General features: G+C 67.7%; 12 protein-coding genes. 7 read left to right on the plus strand and 5 right to left on the minus strand.

The window, feature by feature from the left end; all coding sequences use genetic code 11:
* Positions 1-37: 37 nt before the first annotated feature.
* Both AOZ06_RS25755 and AOZ06_RS25760 read left to right on the plus strand, forming a co-directional pair.
* Positions 38-472, plus strand: a complete 435-nt coding sequence (locus AOZ06_RS25755; RefSeq protein ID WP_054291754.1) for an ester cyclase — start codon at positions 38-40, stop codon at positions 470-472.
* 118 nt (positions 473-590) lie between these two features.
* Positions 591-1,790: a serine hydrolase domain-containing protein gene (locus tag AOZ06_RS25760; RefSeq protein ID WP_225954731.1), complete on the plus strand. Its 1,200-nt coding sequence runs from the start codon at positions 591-593 to the stop codon at positions 1,788-1,790.
* Between the two features lie 18 nt (positions 1,791-1,808).
* On the opposite strand, the gene AOZ06_RS62175 is transcribed toward AOZ06_RS25760, so the two are convergent.
* Positions 1,809-2,549 carry a GbsR/MarR family transcriptional regulator gene (locus AOZ06_RS62175; RefSeq protein ID WP_054291756.1) on the minus strand — a complete coding sequence of 247 codons (741 nt, stop codon included), beginning with the start codon at positions 2,547-2,549 and terminating at the stop codon, positions 1,809-1,811.
* A 150-nt stretch (positions 2,550-2,699) separates the two neighbouring features.
* On the opposite strand from AOZ06_RS62175, the gene AOZ06_RS25770 reads away from it, so the two are divergent.
* From AOZ06_RS25770 to AOZ06_RS25785, 4 genes are all read left to right on the plus strand, one after another.
* A complete protein-coding gene (locus AOZ06_RS25770) occupies positions 2,700-3,881 on the plus strand; it encodes a cytochrome P450 (RefSeq protein ID WP_054291757.1) in 1,182 nt (393 codons plus the stop codon).
* Between the two features lie 3 nt (positions 3,882-3,884).
* Positions 3,885-4,700 carry an oxidoreductase gene (locus AOZ06_RS25775; RefSeq protein ID WP_054291758.1) on the plus strand — a complete coding sequence of 272 codons (816 nt, stop codon included), beginning with the start codon at positions 3,885-3,887 and terminating at the stop codon, positions 4,698-4,700.
* A 76-nt stretch (positions 4,701-4,776) separates the two neighbouring features.
* The gene (locus AOZ06_RS25780) at positions 4,777-5,082 is read left to right on the plus strand and encodes a hypothetical protein (RefSeq protein WP_054291759.1); all 306 of its coding nucleotides are present in this window, start codon (positions 4,777-4,779) and stop codon (positions 5,080-5,082) included.
* Between the two features lie 217 nt (positions 5,083-5,299).
* Entirely contained in the window at positions 5,300-5,584 is a 285-nt protein-coding gene (locus tag AOZ06_RS25785; RefSeq protein ID WP_218922058.1) for a hypothetical protein, read from the plus strand.
* Positions 5,585-5,690: 106 nt separating this feature from the next.
* Here the strand turns inward: AOZ06_RS25785 and AOZ06_RS56655 are convergent, their stop codons facing one another.
* The 3 genes from AOZ06_RS56655 to AOZ06_RS57940 all read right to left on the minus strand — a co-directional run bounded on the left by AOZ06_RS56655 (position 5,691) and on the right by AOZ06_RS57940 (position 6,465).
* Entirely contained in the window at positions 5,691-5,861 is a 171-nt protein-coding gene (locus AOZ06_RS56655; RefSeq protein ID WP_236952406.1) for a hypothetical protein, read from the minus strand.
* Positions 5,862-5,868: 7 nt separating this feature from the next.
* Positions 5,869-6,003: a hypothetical protein gene (locus tag AOZ06_RS61325; RefSeq protein ID WP_257721484.1), complete on the minus strand. Its 135-nt coding sequence runs from the start codon at positions 6,001-6,003 to the stop codon at positions 5,869-5,871.
* An 87-nt stretch (positions 6,004-6,090) separates the two neighbouring features.
* On the minus strand, positions 6,091-6,465 hold the full coding sequence (locus tag AOZ06_RS57940) for an alpha/beta fold hydrolase (RefSeq protein WP_054291762.1): 375 nt from the start codon (positions 6,463-6,465) through the stop codon (positions 6,091-6,093).
* 522 nt (positions 6,466-6,987) lie between these two features.
* Here AOZ06_RS57940 and AOZ06_RS25800 point away from each other — a divergent pair.
* Positions 6,988-15,285, plus strand: coding sequence for a SpvB/TcaC N-terminal domain-containing protein (locus AOZ06_RS25800; RefSeq protein ID WP_261340419.1), 8,298 nt, complete (start codon positions 6,988-6,990; stop codon positions 15,283-15,285).
* A gap of 143 nt (positions 15,286-15,428) precedes the next feature.
* Here AOZ06_RS25800 and AOZ06_RS25805 read toward each other — a convergent pair whose 3' ends face one another.
* Positions 15,429-16,271, minus strand: a complete 843-nt coding sequence (locus tag AOZ06_RS25805; RefSeq protein WP_218922059.1) for a zinc-binding dehydrogenase — start codon at positions 16,269-16,271, stop codon at positions 15,429-15,431.
* Between the last annotated feature and the right edge of the window lie 86 nt (positions 16,272-16,357).

The following is a 16,357-nucleotide window of genomic DNA, read 5'->3' on the forward strand; positions in this document are numbered from 1 at the left end:
CACCGTCCGATCCGCGACCGAATCCCAGGGAGACACCGTGTCCAACGCCGAGACAGCACGCAACCGGGCCGCGTTCACCCGCTTCCACGATGCGACCAACTCCGGTCGTCTCCAGGTCATCACGTCCGTGATCGACGAGCTCGTCGAGCCGGACGTGGTGTTCCACGCGCCGGTGCCGATGCGGACGACAGGTGCTCAGGCGCTCAAACAAGTGTGGACCGTGCTGCTGCGCGGGTTCCCCGACCTGAGGGTCACGGCCGAGGATGTGCTCGCGGAGGGGGACAAGGTCGTGTGCCGCAATACCGTCACCGGCACGCACCAAGGCGAGTTCCGCGGCATGCCCGCTACCGGAAAAGCCGTTGCCTACAGCGAGATCTTCATCTTCCGGTTCGCGGGAGGGCGGATCGCCGAGATCTGGGGCGTCGTCGACGTCCTCACCCAGCTGCGGCAACTCGACGCCATCACAGCGTAGCGGTCACGCGCCCCCGCCACGGCCGGCACCTCGCGCCGGCCGCGCAAGCCTCGCGAAAGCCTCGGGAAATGCCGGCCTGACACGCTGCGCGGCGAACAGCCACAGGGGGATCATGATCATGGATACAAGTCGTCTGCGCTCGGTGCTGACGGGTCACGTCGACGCTGGTGCCGTGCCGGGGCTGGTTGCTCTCGTTGCCCGGGGAGACGAGGTCCGGGTCGAGGCGATCGGCGTGCAGCACAACGGCGGGGACACGCCGATGCGGCGCGACACGATCTTCCGCATGGCCTCGGCCAGCAAGCCGGTCACCGCCACCGCCGTCATGGTGCTCGTGCAGGAGTGCCGGCTTCGGCTGGACGACCCGGTCGACGAATGGTTGCCCGAGCTGGCCGACCGGCGGGTGCTGGTCGGCGTTGACAGCCCGCTCGACCGGACGGTGCCGGCGAACCGGCCGGTCACCGTACGCGACCTGCTGACGTTCACCTGGGGTTTCGGCATGGTGCTCGCCCCGCCGGACACCCATCCGATTCAGCGAGCCATGCGGGAGCTGGGCATCGGCAGCGACGGCACCTCGCCGTACGCGGTGGAGCCGGACGAGTGGCTGCGCCGGCTCGGCACGCTGCCGCTGATGTGCCAACCGGGGGAGCGGTGGCTGTACAACACCGGCTCCGACGTGCTCGGCATCCTCGTGGCACGGGTGGCCGGGCAGTCGTTCGAGCGGTTTCTCGCCGAGCGGTTTCTCGCCGAGCGGGTGCTCGACCCGCTCGGCATGCGGGACACCGGTTTCCACGTGCCTGCGGACAAGCTGCACCGGCTGCCGACGAGCTACGCGCATGATCCGCAGACCGGCGCGCTCACCGTGTGGGACCCCGCCGAAGGCGGCAAGTACAGTTCACCGCCGCCGTTCGCCGTTGGCGGCGACGGTCTCGTCTCCACAGTGGACGACTATCTCGCGTTCCTGCGGATGTTGCTCGACCACGGCAGCCACGCCGGTGCCCGGATCCTGTCCAGAGCCGCCGTCGAACTGATGACGACCGACCACCTCACCGCCGCGCAGAAGTCCGAAAAGGACCAGTTCGACGCGTACTTCGGCGACCACGGCGGCTTCGGGTTCGGGATGGGGGTCCGCACCCGCCGCCGCGGCTTCGCCTCGGCAGGCCAGTTCGGCTGGGACGGCGGCCTCGGCACCTCCGTGCAGGCCGACCCGGCCCGGCAGTTCGTCGGGGTGCTGCTCACCCAGGCCGCACAGGACACGGCGGACACACCCCGGCTGATCCAGGACTTCTGGACCTGCGCCTACCAGGCCATCGACGACTGACGCCGGACCGCCCGGCGCCTATTCGCGGACCGCCTCAGCGGACACGGGACTGCGGAACGAATTCAGCGGAGCGGTGGCGATGGTCTGCCGCCAGTGCTCGGCCGCCTGGGTCATGTCGTGGCCCAGGTGGTGGAAGAACTGACTGGTGGCGTGCAGCCGGGCGCCCGCCGGGGTGGCGCTGCCGAACACGTCGGCTCCTTGCCGGGTGACGTCCGCCCACAGCGCCATCGACTGGACGCTGGTCAGCCACGCCTGGTACCAGGCGTCCTCGCTGATCGAGTAGCGCTGCCGCCTGCCGTCGCGTTCACGGCTGACCAGGCCCCGCTGCTCGAGCCAGCCGACTGCCTTGGAGATGGACGCCGGGCTGACCCGCAGCCTGGCCACGAGCTCGGCAGCGCTGCCGCTGCCGGTGTCGCTCGTGAACAGGCAGACCAGCACCTTGGCCATCATCGCGGGCACCCCGGTCTGAGCCATCATCTCGGTGAATCTGTCCTCGAAGCCGCGCTGTCCGAGCGCGTCGCGCACGTCGGTGGCGTACGGCGCGGACGGGTGCGGTTTGCGGCGCCGGGCCCGCCACTTCGTGGCCTGCTGCGCCTGGTTCGCCCGGTAACCGCGGATCCCGCCGTTGCGCGTGACCTCGCGGCTGATCGTCGACCCCGGCCGCCCCAGCCGACGAGCGATCTCGGCGCAGCTGTGCCCCACTGCCAGTCCGGCCGCGACACGCTGGCGCTCCTCGTAGGTCAGTCGACCTCCCGGCATCCGGCCCTCCTCGGCGATGCATTCAGCCGCAATGTCATTGCATCGATCATAGCGGCTCCACCTCGGTGGATCGGGTTCACCAGTTGCGGACGTGGAAAAAGCGGTCCTAGCGTTTCGTGTATCGCGAACGAACGAGAACGGAGCCCGGGGATGTCCATGACACTGCCGACCACACGGCCGGCCACACGACCGTGGGACCCGCCCGAAGGGTTGGCCGAGCTGCGCGAACAGCGACCGCTGAGCAGGCTGACCTACCCGGACGGCCACGTGGGGTGGCTGGTGACCAGCCACGCACTGGTGCGGGAGGTACTGGCGGACCCGCGGTTCAGCGTCCGGCCCGAGCTGGCGCATCCGCCGGTTCCCGGCGTCCCCGGCAGCGACCAGCCCGCGCCGCCGGGGATCTTCAACGGCATGGACGCGCCGGGACACACCCGCTACCGGCGCATCCTCACCGGCCAGTTCACCGTCCGCCGGATGCGCCTGCTCACCGAACACATCGAGGGGATCACGGCCGATCATCTCGACGCGATGGGGAAACACGGCGGCCCGGTGGACCTGGTGGCGGCGCTGGCGCAGCCGATCCCCGCCCAGGTGGTCTGCGAACTGCTCGGCGCGCCGATGGCGGACAGGGCCCGCGTGCAGGCGCACGTGCTGGACCTGTTCCGCTTGGACAGCCCACCGGAGCAGATGGCCACGGCCTACGCGGCAGTGCACGCGTACCTCGGGGAACTGGTGGCGGCCAAGCGCGCCGAGCCTGCCGACGACTTGCTCAGCGGCCTGACCACCAGCGATCTCAGCGACGAGGAACTGGTCAACATCGGCTTCGTACTGCTGGGCGCCGGATTGGACACCACGACCAACATGCTCTCGCTGGGCACCCTCGCCCTGCTGAGCCACCCCGACCAGCTCGCCGCCCTGCGCGCGGACCCGGGCATCGCCGACCACGCCGTGGAGGAATTGCTGCGCTACCTGAGCATCATCCCGTTCACGGTGCGCACCGCGCTGGAAGATCTCGAGTTGCACGGCGAACGGATCCAAGCCGGTGAGTCGGTCACCGTGTCGATCCCGGCGGCCAACCGCGATCCCGCGCACTTCGCCGATCCCGACACGCTCGACCTGCTCCGCCCGACCGGCGGGCACGTGGCGTTCGGGCACGGGATCCACCAGTGCCTGGGCCAGCAACTCGCTCGCGTGGAGCTCCAGGTGGTGCTGCCCGCGCTGCTCGCCCGGTTCCCGGCGCTGCGCCTGGCGGTCCCCGTCGAGGACATACCCACGCGCACCGACATGCTCATCTACGGCGTGCACACACTGCCCGTCACGTGGGAGGTGTAGACGATGGCAGCCAAGGTATGCCTGGTCACCGGGGCGTCGTCGGGAATCGGCCGCGTCACCGCGCTGGAGCTCCTGCGCGCAGGTCACACCGTGTACGGCGCCGCACGGCGAGTGCACAAGATGGACGACATCCGTGCCGCGGGCGGCCACGCGCTGGCGATGGACGCCCGTGTCAACGAGGACCTGGCCCGGGTGGTCGCCACCGTTCTCGGCGAGCAGGGACGAATCGACGTCCTGGTCAACAACGCCGGTACCGTCCTGCACGGCGCCATCGAGGACGTGCCGCTGGACATGGCCCGCGACCAACTCGAGGTCAACCTCCTCGCACCGGCCAGGCTGGTCCAGCTCGTCCTGCCGGGCATGCGCGAGCAGCGCGCTGGCACGATCGTCAACGTCTCGTCGATCGGCGGTGAGATCGCGTTGCCGCTCGGCGCCTGGTACTACGCCTCCAAGCACGCGCTCGAAGCCTTCTCCGACACGCTTCGCATGGAGGTCCGGCCGTTCGGTGTGGACGTCGTGATCATCCAGCCAGGCATCATCAAGACCGAGTTCGAGGACCAGACAGCCGCGCAGCTCAGGGAAATGTCCGGCAGAGGGGCGTACCGGGAGATGGCCGAGGCCATGGCGAAGCGCGGCGAGACCGGGCTGAGCGGGGGATCGGATCCCGGTGTCGTCGCCGAGACCATCCGGGAGGCCGTCGAGTCCCAGCACCCGGACACCCGGTACGCGGTCGGCTGGCTCGCCGACAAGCTCCTGCAACTCAACAAGTCCCTGCCCGACCGCGAATTCGACGCACTGGCCACATCCTCGACCGCGTAGAAGAGGTTGCCAGGCACGGGAAGAGCCACCATCCCTTGACCCGGCGGACGCGGCGGCGCGTGGATACAGTGCGGTTATGGACGATTGGGCGCAGCTGCGTCGGCAGGCTGCCGAAGGCGATCAGGACGCGGTGGACCAGCTGGTGGAACTCGCGGGCGAGGCCGGAGACATGGACGAGCTGCGGCGGCTCGCGGACACCGGCAGCTCCGACGCCGTCGACGTGCTCGTGGAGCTGGCGAGCGAACGTGAGGACTTCGACGAACTGCGCAGACTGGCGGCACTGGGACACAGCGACGCCGCCGACGTGCTGAGCGAGCTGCAGGACGGTTCCGAGGTCCGCGGAAAGGACAGCGGTGACGAGGGCCCACCACCCTCGTCATGACGCACCCACGGGAATCCCGTCAGAATGACAGGGGCTGACCGTACCGATAGGACGCACATTCAAGTACGGTCGGTGGCGGCCCACACCGAAAGCGAACGATAATGCGTTGCGCCGGTTTCGGTGGCCGTCGACGATACGGATCGTGGCTAGGTTGGATGCTGTTGCCGCGCGGGTCGCGTCAGGTGAGACAGTGCGGTGCCGGCCGACCGGCTCTTCGATGGTGCCGTTGATCCGCAGCCGCCAATTGGTGACGATCGCGCCTGTGGACACAACGATGCTGGCAGTCGATGATGTCGTATTGGCCCGCGTGGCCGGCACGGTCTACCTGCACCGGGTGACTGCGATCGCGGGAGAGCGGGTGCAGATCGGGAACAACCGCGGCCGCGTCAACGGGTGGACCAACAGGGCGCGGGTATTCGGTATTTGCGTGGAAGTGGACGGAGTCCCGTTCAGGAACGCCATGGACAAGACACTGATCGACGAACGAGTCGAGGACGCTTGAGCCGAGGTGCTCTCCTCGGCCTGTTCGTTCCGGTTCAAGTCGGCGGTTGGGCAGGCCGTTGAACAAGCCGGCCCCAACCCTGGTGGAGGAAGCCGTCTCCGCGAGCTCAGCGGCTCACGGCGATCTCGCGTTCCACGCCGGAGAGCTCCTCGGGGTTGCGCACGTGGTAGGCGCCGGTGACGTGGCCGTTCTCGACCCGCACCGCCAGCACGCCGTCGATCTCCCCGTCCACGCGGATGAGCAGTCCCGGGCCACCGGGTTCCTGCCCAGCCCGCACGCCAAGCTCACCGGACCCAGCCGAACGTGCGTTGGTGCTCGACCGGCCGGGCTTTGAGCGGGGAACCGGCTGCGAGCGCGGCAAGTTCCCGTGCCGACTGCGGCCCGTCGCGCCGCCGCGAGGTAAGCAAGCTGTCGAACACGTCGAGTTCGTGGTCTGCCGCGCCCGCAGGTCGAGCAACGCCTTGGTCACCGCTGCCTGGGTCGTCCCGAAGTGGTGGACGTCGTCGTCACGGGCGAGCCAGGCGGCGAACTCGGCGAACGCGTTCTCCCGCGCGGTCATTCCCGCGATCCATCTCGATCAAGTCCAGATCCGGCGGCATCACCGAATCGAGCAGCATCTTGTCGACGTGGGCATCGAACAGGGTGCGGTACTGCGCGCCGAGCGCGGTACCCCAGGAGATGCCGTAGTAACCGATCTTGTCCTCGCCGAGCGCGATCCGGATGCGGTCCATGTCGCGGGCGATGGTCGCCGTGGTGAGAGTGCGGGCGAACTCAGGGTCCCGCGCGACGCGGCGCTGGTGATCGCGGTCGGCCTCGAATCGGGCCTTCTGCTTCTCCGGCAGCGAAGGATCCGGCTGGGTCCAATCGTCCTCGCAGCTCACCCGGCTGATGCGATGTCGACGGTGCGCCCGTGCGGCTTGGCGTAGTCCACAGGCACGGTCACCATCGCGCATTCGGGTCTGGCCGTCGCCGGCGTTCCAGCGATTGGCGGTTTCCCGGCAGAGCCGCCATTGCGGGTTTCTGCGGCAGCGATCCCAGGTGCGAGGGGGATCAACGTCAGGCCCGCGACGGCGACACCGAGAAGTCCCGTGATCTTCACGGGACAACACCGTGGCCCGATCGGCGCACCGGGCGCATCGGCCGTCCGGCCGATACTCCTGCCCGCACGGCCGTGGCGAGGGCGGGCAGTGCGTGCTTCGTGCCTGGGTGACGGCTGCCGGATTGTTCAGATCTCGTTGTTCACTGTTCACGCCCCGGCGCTGAACAATCCGAACCGGCTACACACGTCTCCGTGGCCAGCACCGACACCGTTGCGCTGGCTCGTTGACGTGGAGGGGGTTGGGGGCGTGACTGTCCTCGCGTGGACTCGTCGCCCGGTTCGCTATCGCCACTGGGGTGTGGCCGTGGCGTTGATCGTGGCGTTGGTGGCGTCGATGGTGGGTTCGGCTCCGCCGGTGCCGGTGCGCGGGACAGCGCAGGGCGCGGACGGGGCGGTGACGGCGCCGGAGCACCCGGAGGGCACGTCGTTCAACCCGAACCAGATCAAGGACATCAAAGCGGCCGATCCGGGTGCCGGGGTGAACCTGATCGGGGCGCCGTCGGCGAACAACTCCGGTGACGCCCGGATGTCGTACCCGTTGGAGGTGCCGAAGGGGCGGGCGGGCCTTGAGCCGAAACTGGCGGTCGGCTACAGCTCGGCAGGCGCGAACAGCTGGTTAGGTGTCGGGTGGGACATCGGGACACCGATGATCAGCGTGGACACACGCTGGGGTGTTCCGCGTTATGACCCTGGTCTGGAGACCGAGTCCTATCTGCTGAACGGCGAGCAGTTGACGCCCGTTGCCCACCGCGGCGAGCTGCAGAAGCGGACTGCGGAGAAGGTCTTCCACGCACGGGTGGAGGGCCGGTTCGACCGGATCGTGCGCCACGGGGACAAGCCGGTCAACTATTGGTGGGAGGTGACCGACAAGCAGGGCACCCGCACGATCTACGGCGGTGCGGACAACACGACCCTCGCCGACAGCGCCGGGAATGTGGCGGTATGGGCGATGCGTGAGGTCCGGGACACCACCGACAACGTGATGCGTTACCGCTATGCCCGGGTGGCCGACGGCGGCACCCCGAACTCGGCCGTGGCGGGTGGCAATCTGTATCCGCAGCGGATCACCTACACCGGTCACGGCGACGCGGAGGGCCGGTATTCGGTGACGTTCGTGCGTGACCGGGAACGTAACGAGGCCCGCCGTGGCGATGTGCAGATCGACGCCCGGTTCGGGTTCAAGCGGGTCACGGCGGACTTGTTGCGCCGGGTCGAGGTCAAACTCGACAACAGCCTGATCCGGGCTTACGAACTGAACTACCGCACTGGTGCGTACGCGAAAACACTGCTCGCCTCGGTGTCGCAGTTCGGTGAGGACGACAAGCTGTTCAACACGCACACGTTCGACTATTTCGACGAGGTGCGTGACCAGGCGGGCAATTACACGGGGTTCGCCGACGCGGCCGGCTGGTCGGTCCCGGATGACGACCTGGGTGTGAACATCCGGGAAGGTGAGGCGAGCGCGATCTCGGCGAACACTTCCGTCGGGTTCGGTGCGCATCTGTTCGCCGGCTACAACGTGCAAGGACTGCCGGTCAAGCAGGGCGGTGTCGGGTTGAAGGTCGGGTTCAACGCCGGCCAGTCCGATGGCCTGTCGATGCTGGCGGACGTGAACGGCGACAACCTGCCGGACAAGGTGTTCCGCAAGAACAACGACGTGTTCTACCGGCCCAACCTGGCCGCGCCGGGTGGCGAACCGAAGTTCGGTGATACCCCGGTCAAGCTGACCGGCCTGCCGGGTATGTCGACCGAGCGGACGTTGTCGGGCACCATCGGTGTCGAGGCCTTCGTCGCCGCGGTCGCCGCGCAGCTGGACTTCATCGGGACCACGACCACGTCGGACCGGTTCTTCAGTGATGTCAACGGGGACGGCATCACCGACTTGGTGAACAACGGCGGCGTGCTGTTCGGCTACCTGGACGCCAACGGTCAGCCCGCCTACAGCGCGGATTCCACGCGTACCCCGGTTCCGGTCGGGGGCGGGGCGGTGACCGGGGAGATCGTGGGGGACCAGACCGCGCAGTTCAACCAGCAGGTGGACAACTCGCCGCTGCTGGATTCGGTGCGCCGGTGGGTCGCGCCGTTCGACGGCACCGTCCGTGTCGACGGCCGGGTGCAGCTGACCCAGGACCCGTCGCCCGCGCGTGCCGCCTACACGAAGGCCGATGGTGTGCGGGTCACTGTCCAGGCCAAGGACACCGAACTCTGGGCGCAGCGGATCGGGCCGGCGGACCACACCGAGTTCACCCCGGCCAACGTCTCGGCGATCGCGGTGAAGAAGGGCGACGCGCTCTACTTCCGCACCCAGTCCGTTCTGGACGGCAAGTACGACACGGTGGCGTGGGACCCGACGATCACCTACACCGGCCTGACGGCCGGTACGGACGTGAACGGGCTGTCCAACACCGTGTTCCGGGCGTCTGCGGACTTCACGTTCGGTGGCCGCTCGTCGCAGGTGATGGTGCCGGTGAACGGCACGCTGCGGCTGACCGGTGACGTGGTCAAGAGCAAGGCGACCTCGGACGACGTGACGGTGGTGATCACGAAGGGCAACGGGGTGCACACCCCGGCGGACGTGTTCCGCAAGGTCCTGCCCGCCGCGTCGACCGGGACCACCAAGATCGACCTGAGTGTCCCGGTCAGCCAGTTCGAGAAGATGTCGTGGAAGGTGCAGACCGACTCGCCGATCGACGTCTCCGCGGTGTCGTGGGTGCCCAAGGCGCACTACACGGCCGCGCCGGGAGTGGAGTCGCTGGTCGACGACAAGGGCCAGCCGACGCTGGTGATCAGCCCGCCGTTCGACCTGGACATGTTCCCGGCCGACACCCTCACCGCGCCGCAACAGACCTACAAGGCGACCAAGACCGGCCAGTTGAGGGTGCGGCCGAAGGTGGCGTTCACCTTCGGCAGCCTGACCGGGACGACCAAGATCGCGTTCACGGTGAAGAAACGCGGCGGGCAGCTGCTGGGCAAACGGATCGTGGACATCGTCAACGGGCAGTACGGCTCCCCGGGCCAGAACCTGGACGTGACCGTCCCGGTCACGCAAGGCGACGAGCTGTACTTCGACCACTCCACCGCGGATCCGAACCTGTTCGGCATGGTCGCCGAGCAGTCCGCGTCGGTCACCTACGACCTCACGTCACCGTGGCCGGCGTTCACCCCGGTGCCGAGCGCGATGCACGGCGCCGCCCCGCAGGGCGCGTTCCCGCAGCCCTACCGCGGCTGGGGCGTGATCGGCTACCAGGCCAACCGCGACCGCGCCACCCAGCCCATCAAGCAGGCCGACCTCGCGATCGACCAGAGCTTCAAGGACGCACTGCCCAAGGAACCGAAGGAGGCCGACGTCCCCGGGTTCGCCGCGAACCCCCGGATCGCCATGCCCCGCCTGGCGATCTTCGCCCCCAATCCCGCGAAGGGCGGCTGGGCCGCGCAGGACGAGTCGTCCTGGTTCACCGGCACGATGGCGACCAGTTCCCGGCTCGGCGCGGACACCATCGACATCGTCACCGATGCCGATGTCGCCGGGGACCGCACGGTGATGCGCCGTGGTGTCACCGGCCAGGTGTCGGGCACCTTGTCCGCCGGTCCGTTCGGGGGCACCGTCGTCGGCGGCATCACGGCCGGTTCCGTGGACTACGTCGACCTCAACGGCGACCGCTTCCCAGACGTCGTCGGTGCCAAGGAGATCCAGTTCACCGACATGAACGGCGCGCTCGGTGCGCGGCGCGGCAGTCTCGGCGGCAACGTCCGGGAATCCGACAACCTGTCCGGCAACGTGTCGTACTCCGCCGGCAGCGAAGCCGCCACCCTGGCCAGCGCGCTGGGCCTGGCCGCCCCCGATGCGGGCGGCAGCAACAACACCGCCACCTCCGGTCCGGTCCAGCCGGCGCTCGGGATCGGCGGCAGCCTCGGCGGCGGCGAGTCCGACACCCGCCTCGACCTCATCGACATCAACGGCGACGGGCTGCCCGACAAGGTCTACGCCAACGGTGACGCGCAGCTCAACCTCGGCTACAGCTTCGCCGCCCGCGAACCTTGGCCGGCCGGGCCGATCAACGACGCCTCCACCCGCAACCTCGGGGTGAACCTCGGCTTCAACGTCGACAACTACGGATTCGCCGGTGGCGTCTCGGCCGAGCTCGGCACGTCGTTCACCAACGCCAGCATGCTCGACGTCAACGGCGACGGCCTCACCGACCGCGTCTTCACCGACGGTGCCAACCCGATCAAGGTCGCCGTCAACACCGGCACCGGGTTCACCGCACCCACGCCGTTCCGCGGCAGCTTCGCCGACATCGCCGTGGACAAGAACGCCACCCTCGGTGCCGGTGTCTACTTCACCTTCCCTGTTCCCACTCCCGTCGGCACGTTCGTGTTCAACCCCGGTGTCAACGTCTCCACCAGCATCGGTCGCGCCGAGGTCGGCCTGCGTGACGTCAACGGTGACGGCCTCGCCGACCACGTCAGATCCACCCGGGACAACGAACTGCAGGTCGCGGTCAACAAAACCGGCCGCACCAACCTGTTGCGCACGGTGAACCGCCCGATGGGCGCCCGTGTCGACCTGGACTACACCCGCACCGGCAACACCGCCGCCATGCCCGAGTCCCGTTGGGTCCTGTCCCGCACCAGCGTGTCCGATGGTCACCCCGGCGACGGCGCCGACACCCGGCTCACCACCTACCGTTACGAACAAGGCACATACGACCGGCTCGAACGCGAGTTCACCGGCTTCGGCAAGGTCATCACCGAAACACGCGACTCCGACGCTGTCTACCGCTCGACCATCGACGAGTACCGCACCGACGGCCCCCACACGAAGGGCCTGCTCGTCCGGACGATGACCACCGACGGCGCCGGGAAACTGTACGCCGAAACCGTCAACACCTATCAACTCCGGGACATCGCAGCCGGTGCTGTCTTCCCGCAGCTGACGCGGGTGGACAAACGGTTCTTCGAAGGCGCCGCGACGCCGGTGAAGTCCACCTACACCGAGATGTCCTACGACGGGTACGGGAACCTGACCCGCTTGTTCGACGCCGCCGACGACGGCACCGCCGACGACTCGGAAACCACGTACGGCTACACCGCGTCCGACCAGGCCTGCCGGGACCGCAACATCGTCGGCACCGCCAACCTGCTCAAGCAGCGCGGCACTGTCAGCGGTTCCGCGTCGCGACGCCGTGAATCGGCAGTGGACTGCATCACGGGTCGGGTGCGGCAGGTCCGCCAGTATCTCGACAACACCACCACGGCCGACACCGACCTGGATTACTTCCCGGACGGGAACCTGAAATCGGTCACCAAGCCGGTCAACGCGACCGGTCAGCGCTACCGGCTCGACTACGGCTACGACACCGTCGTCGGCGTGCACGTCGAGTCCATCACCGACAGCTTCGGGTTGCGGTCCGGCGTGACACACAACCTCAAGTACGGGCAGGCCGACCGCACCACGGACCAAAACGGTCAGCAGGTCCTGATGTCCTATGACAGTGCCGGACGTCTGGACACGGTCACCGGACCGTACGAAATCGGATCCGGCAAGGCCACGATCGACTTCGACTACCACCCGGAAGCCGCCGTACCTTACGCGACCACCCGGCACCTGGACCGGACGGCGACCGAGGTTCGTGCGGACACCATCGACACGGTCACGTTCACCGACGGCCTGAAACGCGTCCTGCAGACCAAAAAGGACGCCACAGTCGCGGACAAGGCCGGTGACACGCCCACGCAGGTCATGACCGTGTCCGGCCGCACGAAGGCCGACTTCGCCGGACGGGCGGTGGAGCAGTACCACCCGGTCACCGAACCCAAGAGCGACAACAACACCACGTTCAACCCCACGTTCGACAGCGTGGCACCGGCCCGTGCCTCGTTCGACGTGCTGGACCGGCCTGTCAAGACCGTCCAGCCGGACGGGGTCACGGCAACCATCGCCTACGGTTTCGGCGCCGACCGAGCCGGGACAACCCGGTTCGAGACCACCGCCACCGACGGCAACGGCAAACAGAAACGCACCTATCAAGACCTCCGTGCGCTGACCACCTCGGTCAAGGAGTTCAACCCCGCCGGTGGGCAGCCGGTGATCTGGACCAGCTACGCCCATGACGCGCTCGGGCAGCTCACCACGGTGGTGGACGACAAGAACAACACCACCCGCGCCGACTACGACAACCTCGGCCGACGCACCGTGCTCGACAACCCTGACGCCGGGCGTACAGAGACACGCTACGACCTGACAGGCAACCCCACCGCCAAAATCACCGCGAACCTGCGGGCCGCGGGCAAGCAGGTCGAGTACGACTATGACCACAACCGTCTCAAGGCCGTCCGCTACCCGACCTTCCCTGCCAACAACGTCACCTACGTCTACGGCACACCTGGCGCCCCCGACAACGCCGCAGGGCGGGTCACGGAGATTCGCGACGCCACTGGAACCCGCACCCACGCGTATGGCCCGTTGGGCGAAACCACCCGCGAAACCCGCACCATCAAGACCGCTGGGCACGCGGACCGCAGCTACACCACCAAGTGGAGTTATGACGCGTTCAACCGCGTCCTGCAACTGACCTATCCCGACAGTGAAGTCCTCACCTACGAGTACGACACCGCCGGAGAAGTCACCCGTGCCACGGGGGTGAAGAACGGCACCGGCTACACCTACCTCCACCGCGTCGACTACGACAAGTTCGGCCAGAAAGTCCTGCAACAGAACGGCAACGGGGTGCGCACCACCTACACCTACGACCAGGCTGACCGCAGGCTGGCCACGCTGAGGTCGAAGTCGGCCGGCGGCGCCGAGTTCCAGAACCTCGGCTACACCTACGACAACGTCGGCAACATCAGCACGCTGACCAACACCACGCCACAGAACCCGGTGATCGGCGGGCCGAGCAGCCAGACCTTCGGCTACGACGACCTCTACCGGCTCACCAGTGCCAGCGGTCAATACACAACCAAGGACAACCAGCAAGACAAGTACACCCTGGCGCTGGCCTATGACTCCATCCACAACACCACAACCAAGACCCAGCACCACGAGATCACCGGCACACCCAGCCCAACCCCTGCCACTCAGGCGCAGGACGACACGGCATCACTGAACCAGAGCGGGTCGGCATCCAGCACGCCGTCGATCAAGCCGCTCTCATTCGGCCCGGTCGAGCCCAACGAAAACGCGACCAATCCAGCCGGGGTCCAAGACAAAACCAGCTACGACTTCGGCTACACCTACAACAGCGGAAAACCGCATGCGCCGAACAAGGTCGGCCCGATCACCCAGGCCTTCGACGCGAACGGCAACCTCACCGACACGGTGGACACCGGTGAGGGCGGGAAACGTCGCCAATACGTGTGGGACGAGGAAAACCGGCTCGCCTGCAACCAGGACACCGCCACCGCCACCGTCGCGCAGACCCCCGCTGGCTGCGCCGACGCCACCGTTGCCTACGTCTACGACGCGGCCGGAGAACGTGTCATCAAGAACGGTGACGGTCAATCCCTCTACCCCAACCGCAGCTACAGCGAACGCGACGGCACCGGCTACAAGCACGTCTTCATCGGCGATGCCCGCCTCACCACCAAAACCGTCGCGGTCAGCGGTGGCGAGAACTCTCAGTCCTACTACCACACCGACCACCTCGGCTCGTCCGGCTACGTCACCGACAACCTGGGCAACGTCACCCAGCACCTCGAGTACATGCCCTTCGGCGAAACCTGGGTCCAGGAGAGAACAGGTCACAGCGGCACGCCCTACCAGTTCACCGGCAAGGAACTCGACGAGGAAACCGGCCTCTACTACCACGGCGCCCGTTACTACAACCCCAGAACCCAACTCTGGGCCAGCGCCGACCCCGCCCTGGCGGACTTCATGGCCGGATCCACAGCCGCAGGCGGCATCACCAACCCCCTCAACCTCGCCACCTACACGTACACCCACAACAACCCCGTCAGACTCACCGACCCCACCGGCAAGTACGCAGTGCTCGACGACAAGACTGTGTCGAACTTGAAGACGTGGTACCCGCCGCAGTCGGTTGAATCCTGGTACGCGCCACACGGCAAAGCGGCGGGCGAGAAGGTGGAGTTCTCATTCCTGGGTGCTTCCAGGATGGTGACCCCGAGGGAGAAGGAGCTGTTCAGCTCCAACAAATGGCAACTGGGCAGGATTGGGTACGCCGAGTTCGAGGCCAACAAACGCACGGCCGACATCTACGGCTGCGGCGATGGTTGCGGGGACCCGTTCAAACCCGCCAACGCGTTCCAGCACGCGTACTTGAACGCCGTGCTCTCGGTGTATTTCGGTGTCGAGTCGGCGAAACTGCTCGCCGACGCCCATGAAGCGTTCACAGGCAACGTGCTCGACGACGAGTTGATGGACCTGCACAACAACGAGATCGGCCGTCAGGTCTTCCAGGAATTCGAAGCGGGCCTGCAAGGGAAGAAGCCCGGCCTCGAACACCTCGACGACCTCGCCGCCGCGGTCCTGAAGGCGGTCGACCAAGGCAGGACGATCAAACGGCGGCAGGGAGGTGGATTCGAGTACACGGCGCCGACTCCTATTCCTCCGCCGTGCTTGCGAGGATCACCATGCTGACCGCGGACAGCGAGCTCCGGTAGGCAGAAGTCGCGGGGCAGGCGGTACAGCGCCGAGGTCTTGGGGCTGTACCGCCTGCGTAGCCGATTGAGGTCGGCCGACACCGGTGGTGGCCTGCGGCAGCTGATCCGACTGCTACCCGTTCAGGGCTGTGCCGATGTGCCCACCGCGTGAGGCGAAGACGGTGTCTGGTGCGGTGGCTCGTCCAGGGGGTGCACGGCGACCGCGATCTTGCCGCGTGGGCGTCCGCCGCCCTTGCTGGCAGCGCCGCCTTCCAGCAGTGTGTGCGCCTGCGCGATGTCGGTCAGTGGAAGCACGACACCGATCACCGGCCGGAGTTCGCCCTGGCCGACCAGGTGACCGAGGGCCACGAGCTTCGCCCGGCCGGGACTGACGAAGAGGAAGTGGTAGGTCGTGTTCACGCCCCACGCGGCGAGCAGGTTCCGCGGCTCGGAGATGTCCACGATGGACACCACGCGGCCTCGGCCGGTGAGGACTTCCGGGCTGCGGGTGAGGGTGTCCCCGCCGACTGTGTCCAGCACGACGTCCACCCCGCCCAGCGCGCGGACCTGCGGCACGTAGTCACCGGCCGAGAAGTCGATCGCGATGTCGGCGCCCAGTCCGGTGACGAACTCGTGGTCCCGTTCCCGTGCGGTGGTGACCACCACGGCTCCGAGCGCGCGGGCGACCTGGATCGCGACTGAGCCGACCCCGCCCGCTCCGCCGTGCACCAGGACACGTTCCCCGGGGCGCACCCCGGCGCGTTCGACCAGCGCCTCCCACGCCGTCACGCCCACGAGCGCGAGTCCGGCGGCCTCGACGTGCGACAACTGTGCGGGCTTGGGGGCGACCAAGGCCTGGTCGACCACGTGGTACCCGGCATGGGTTCCCTGCCCGGCGAACACCGGCGCCAGGTACCAGACCTCGTCGCCCGGCTGGAAGTCGTCTGCCCCGACGAGTTCCACCGCACGCATCGAAGTCGACATGCGAGGGCCCTGGATCGAAATATCGCGAATTGTCAATATGTAGGTGCGTTACGATCGTCACGTGTTCTCGGAGGCGGAGTTGCGGG

The sequence above is a fragment of the Kibdelosporangium phytohabitans genome (assembly GCF_001302585.1).
Taxonomy (GTDB): domain Bacteria; phylum Actinomycetota; class Actinomycetes; order Mycobacteriales; family Pseudonocardiaceae; genus Kibdelosporangium; species Kibdelosporangium phytohabitans.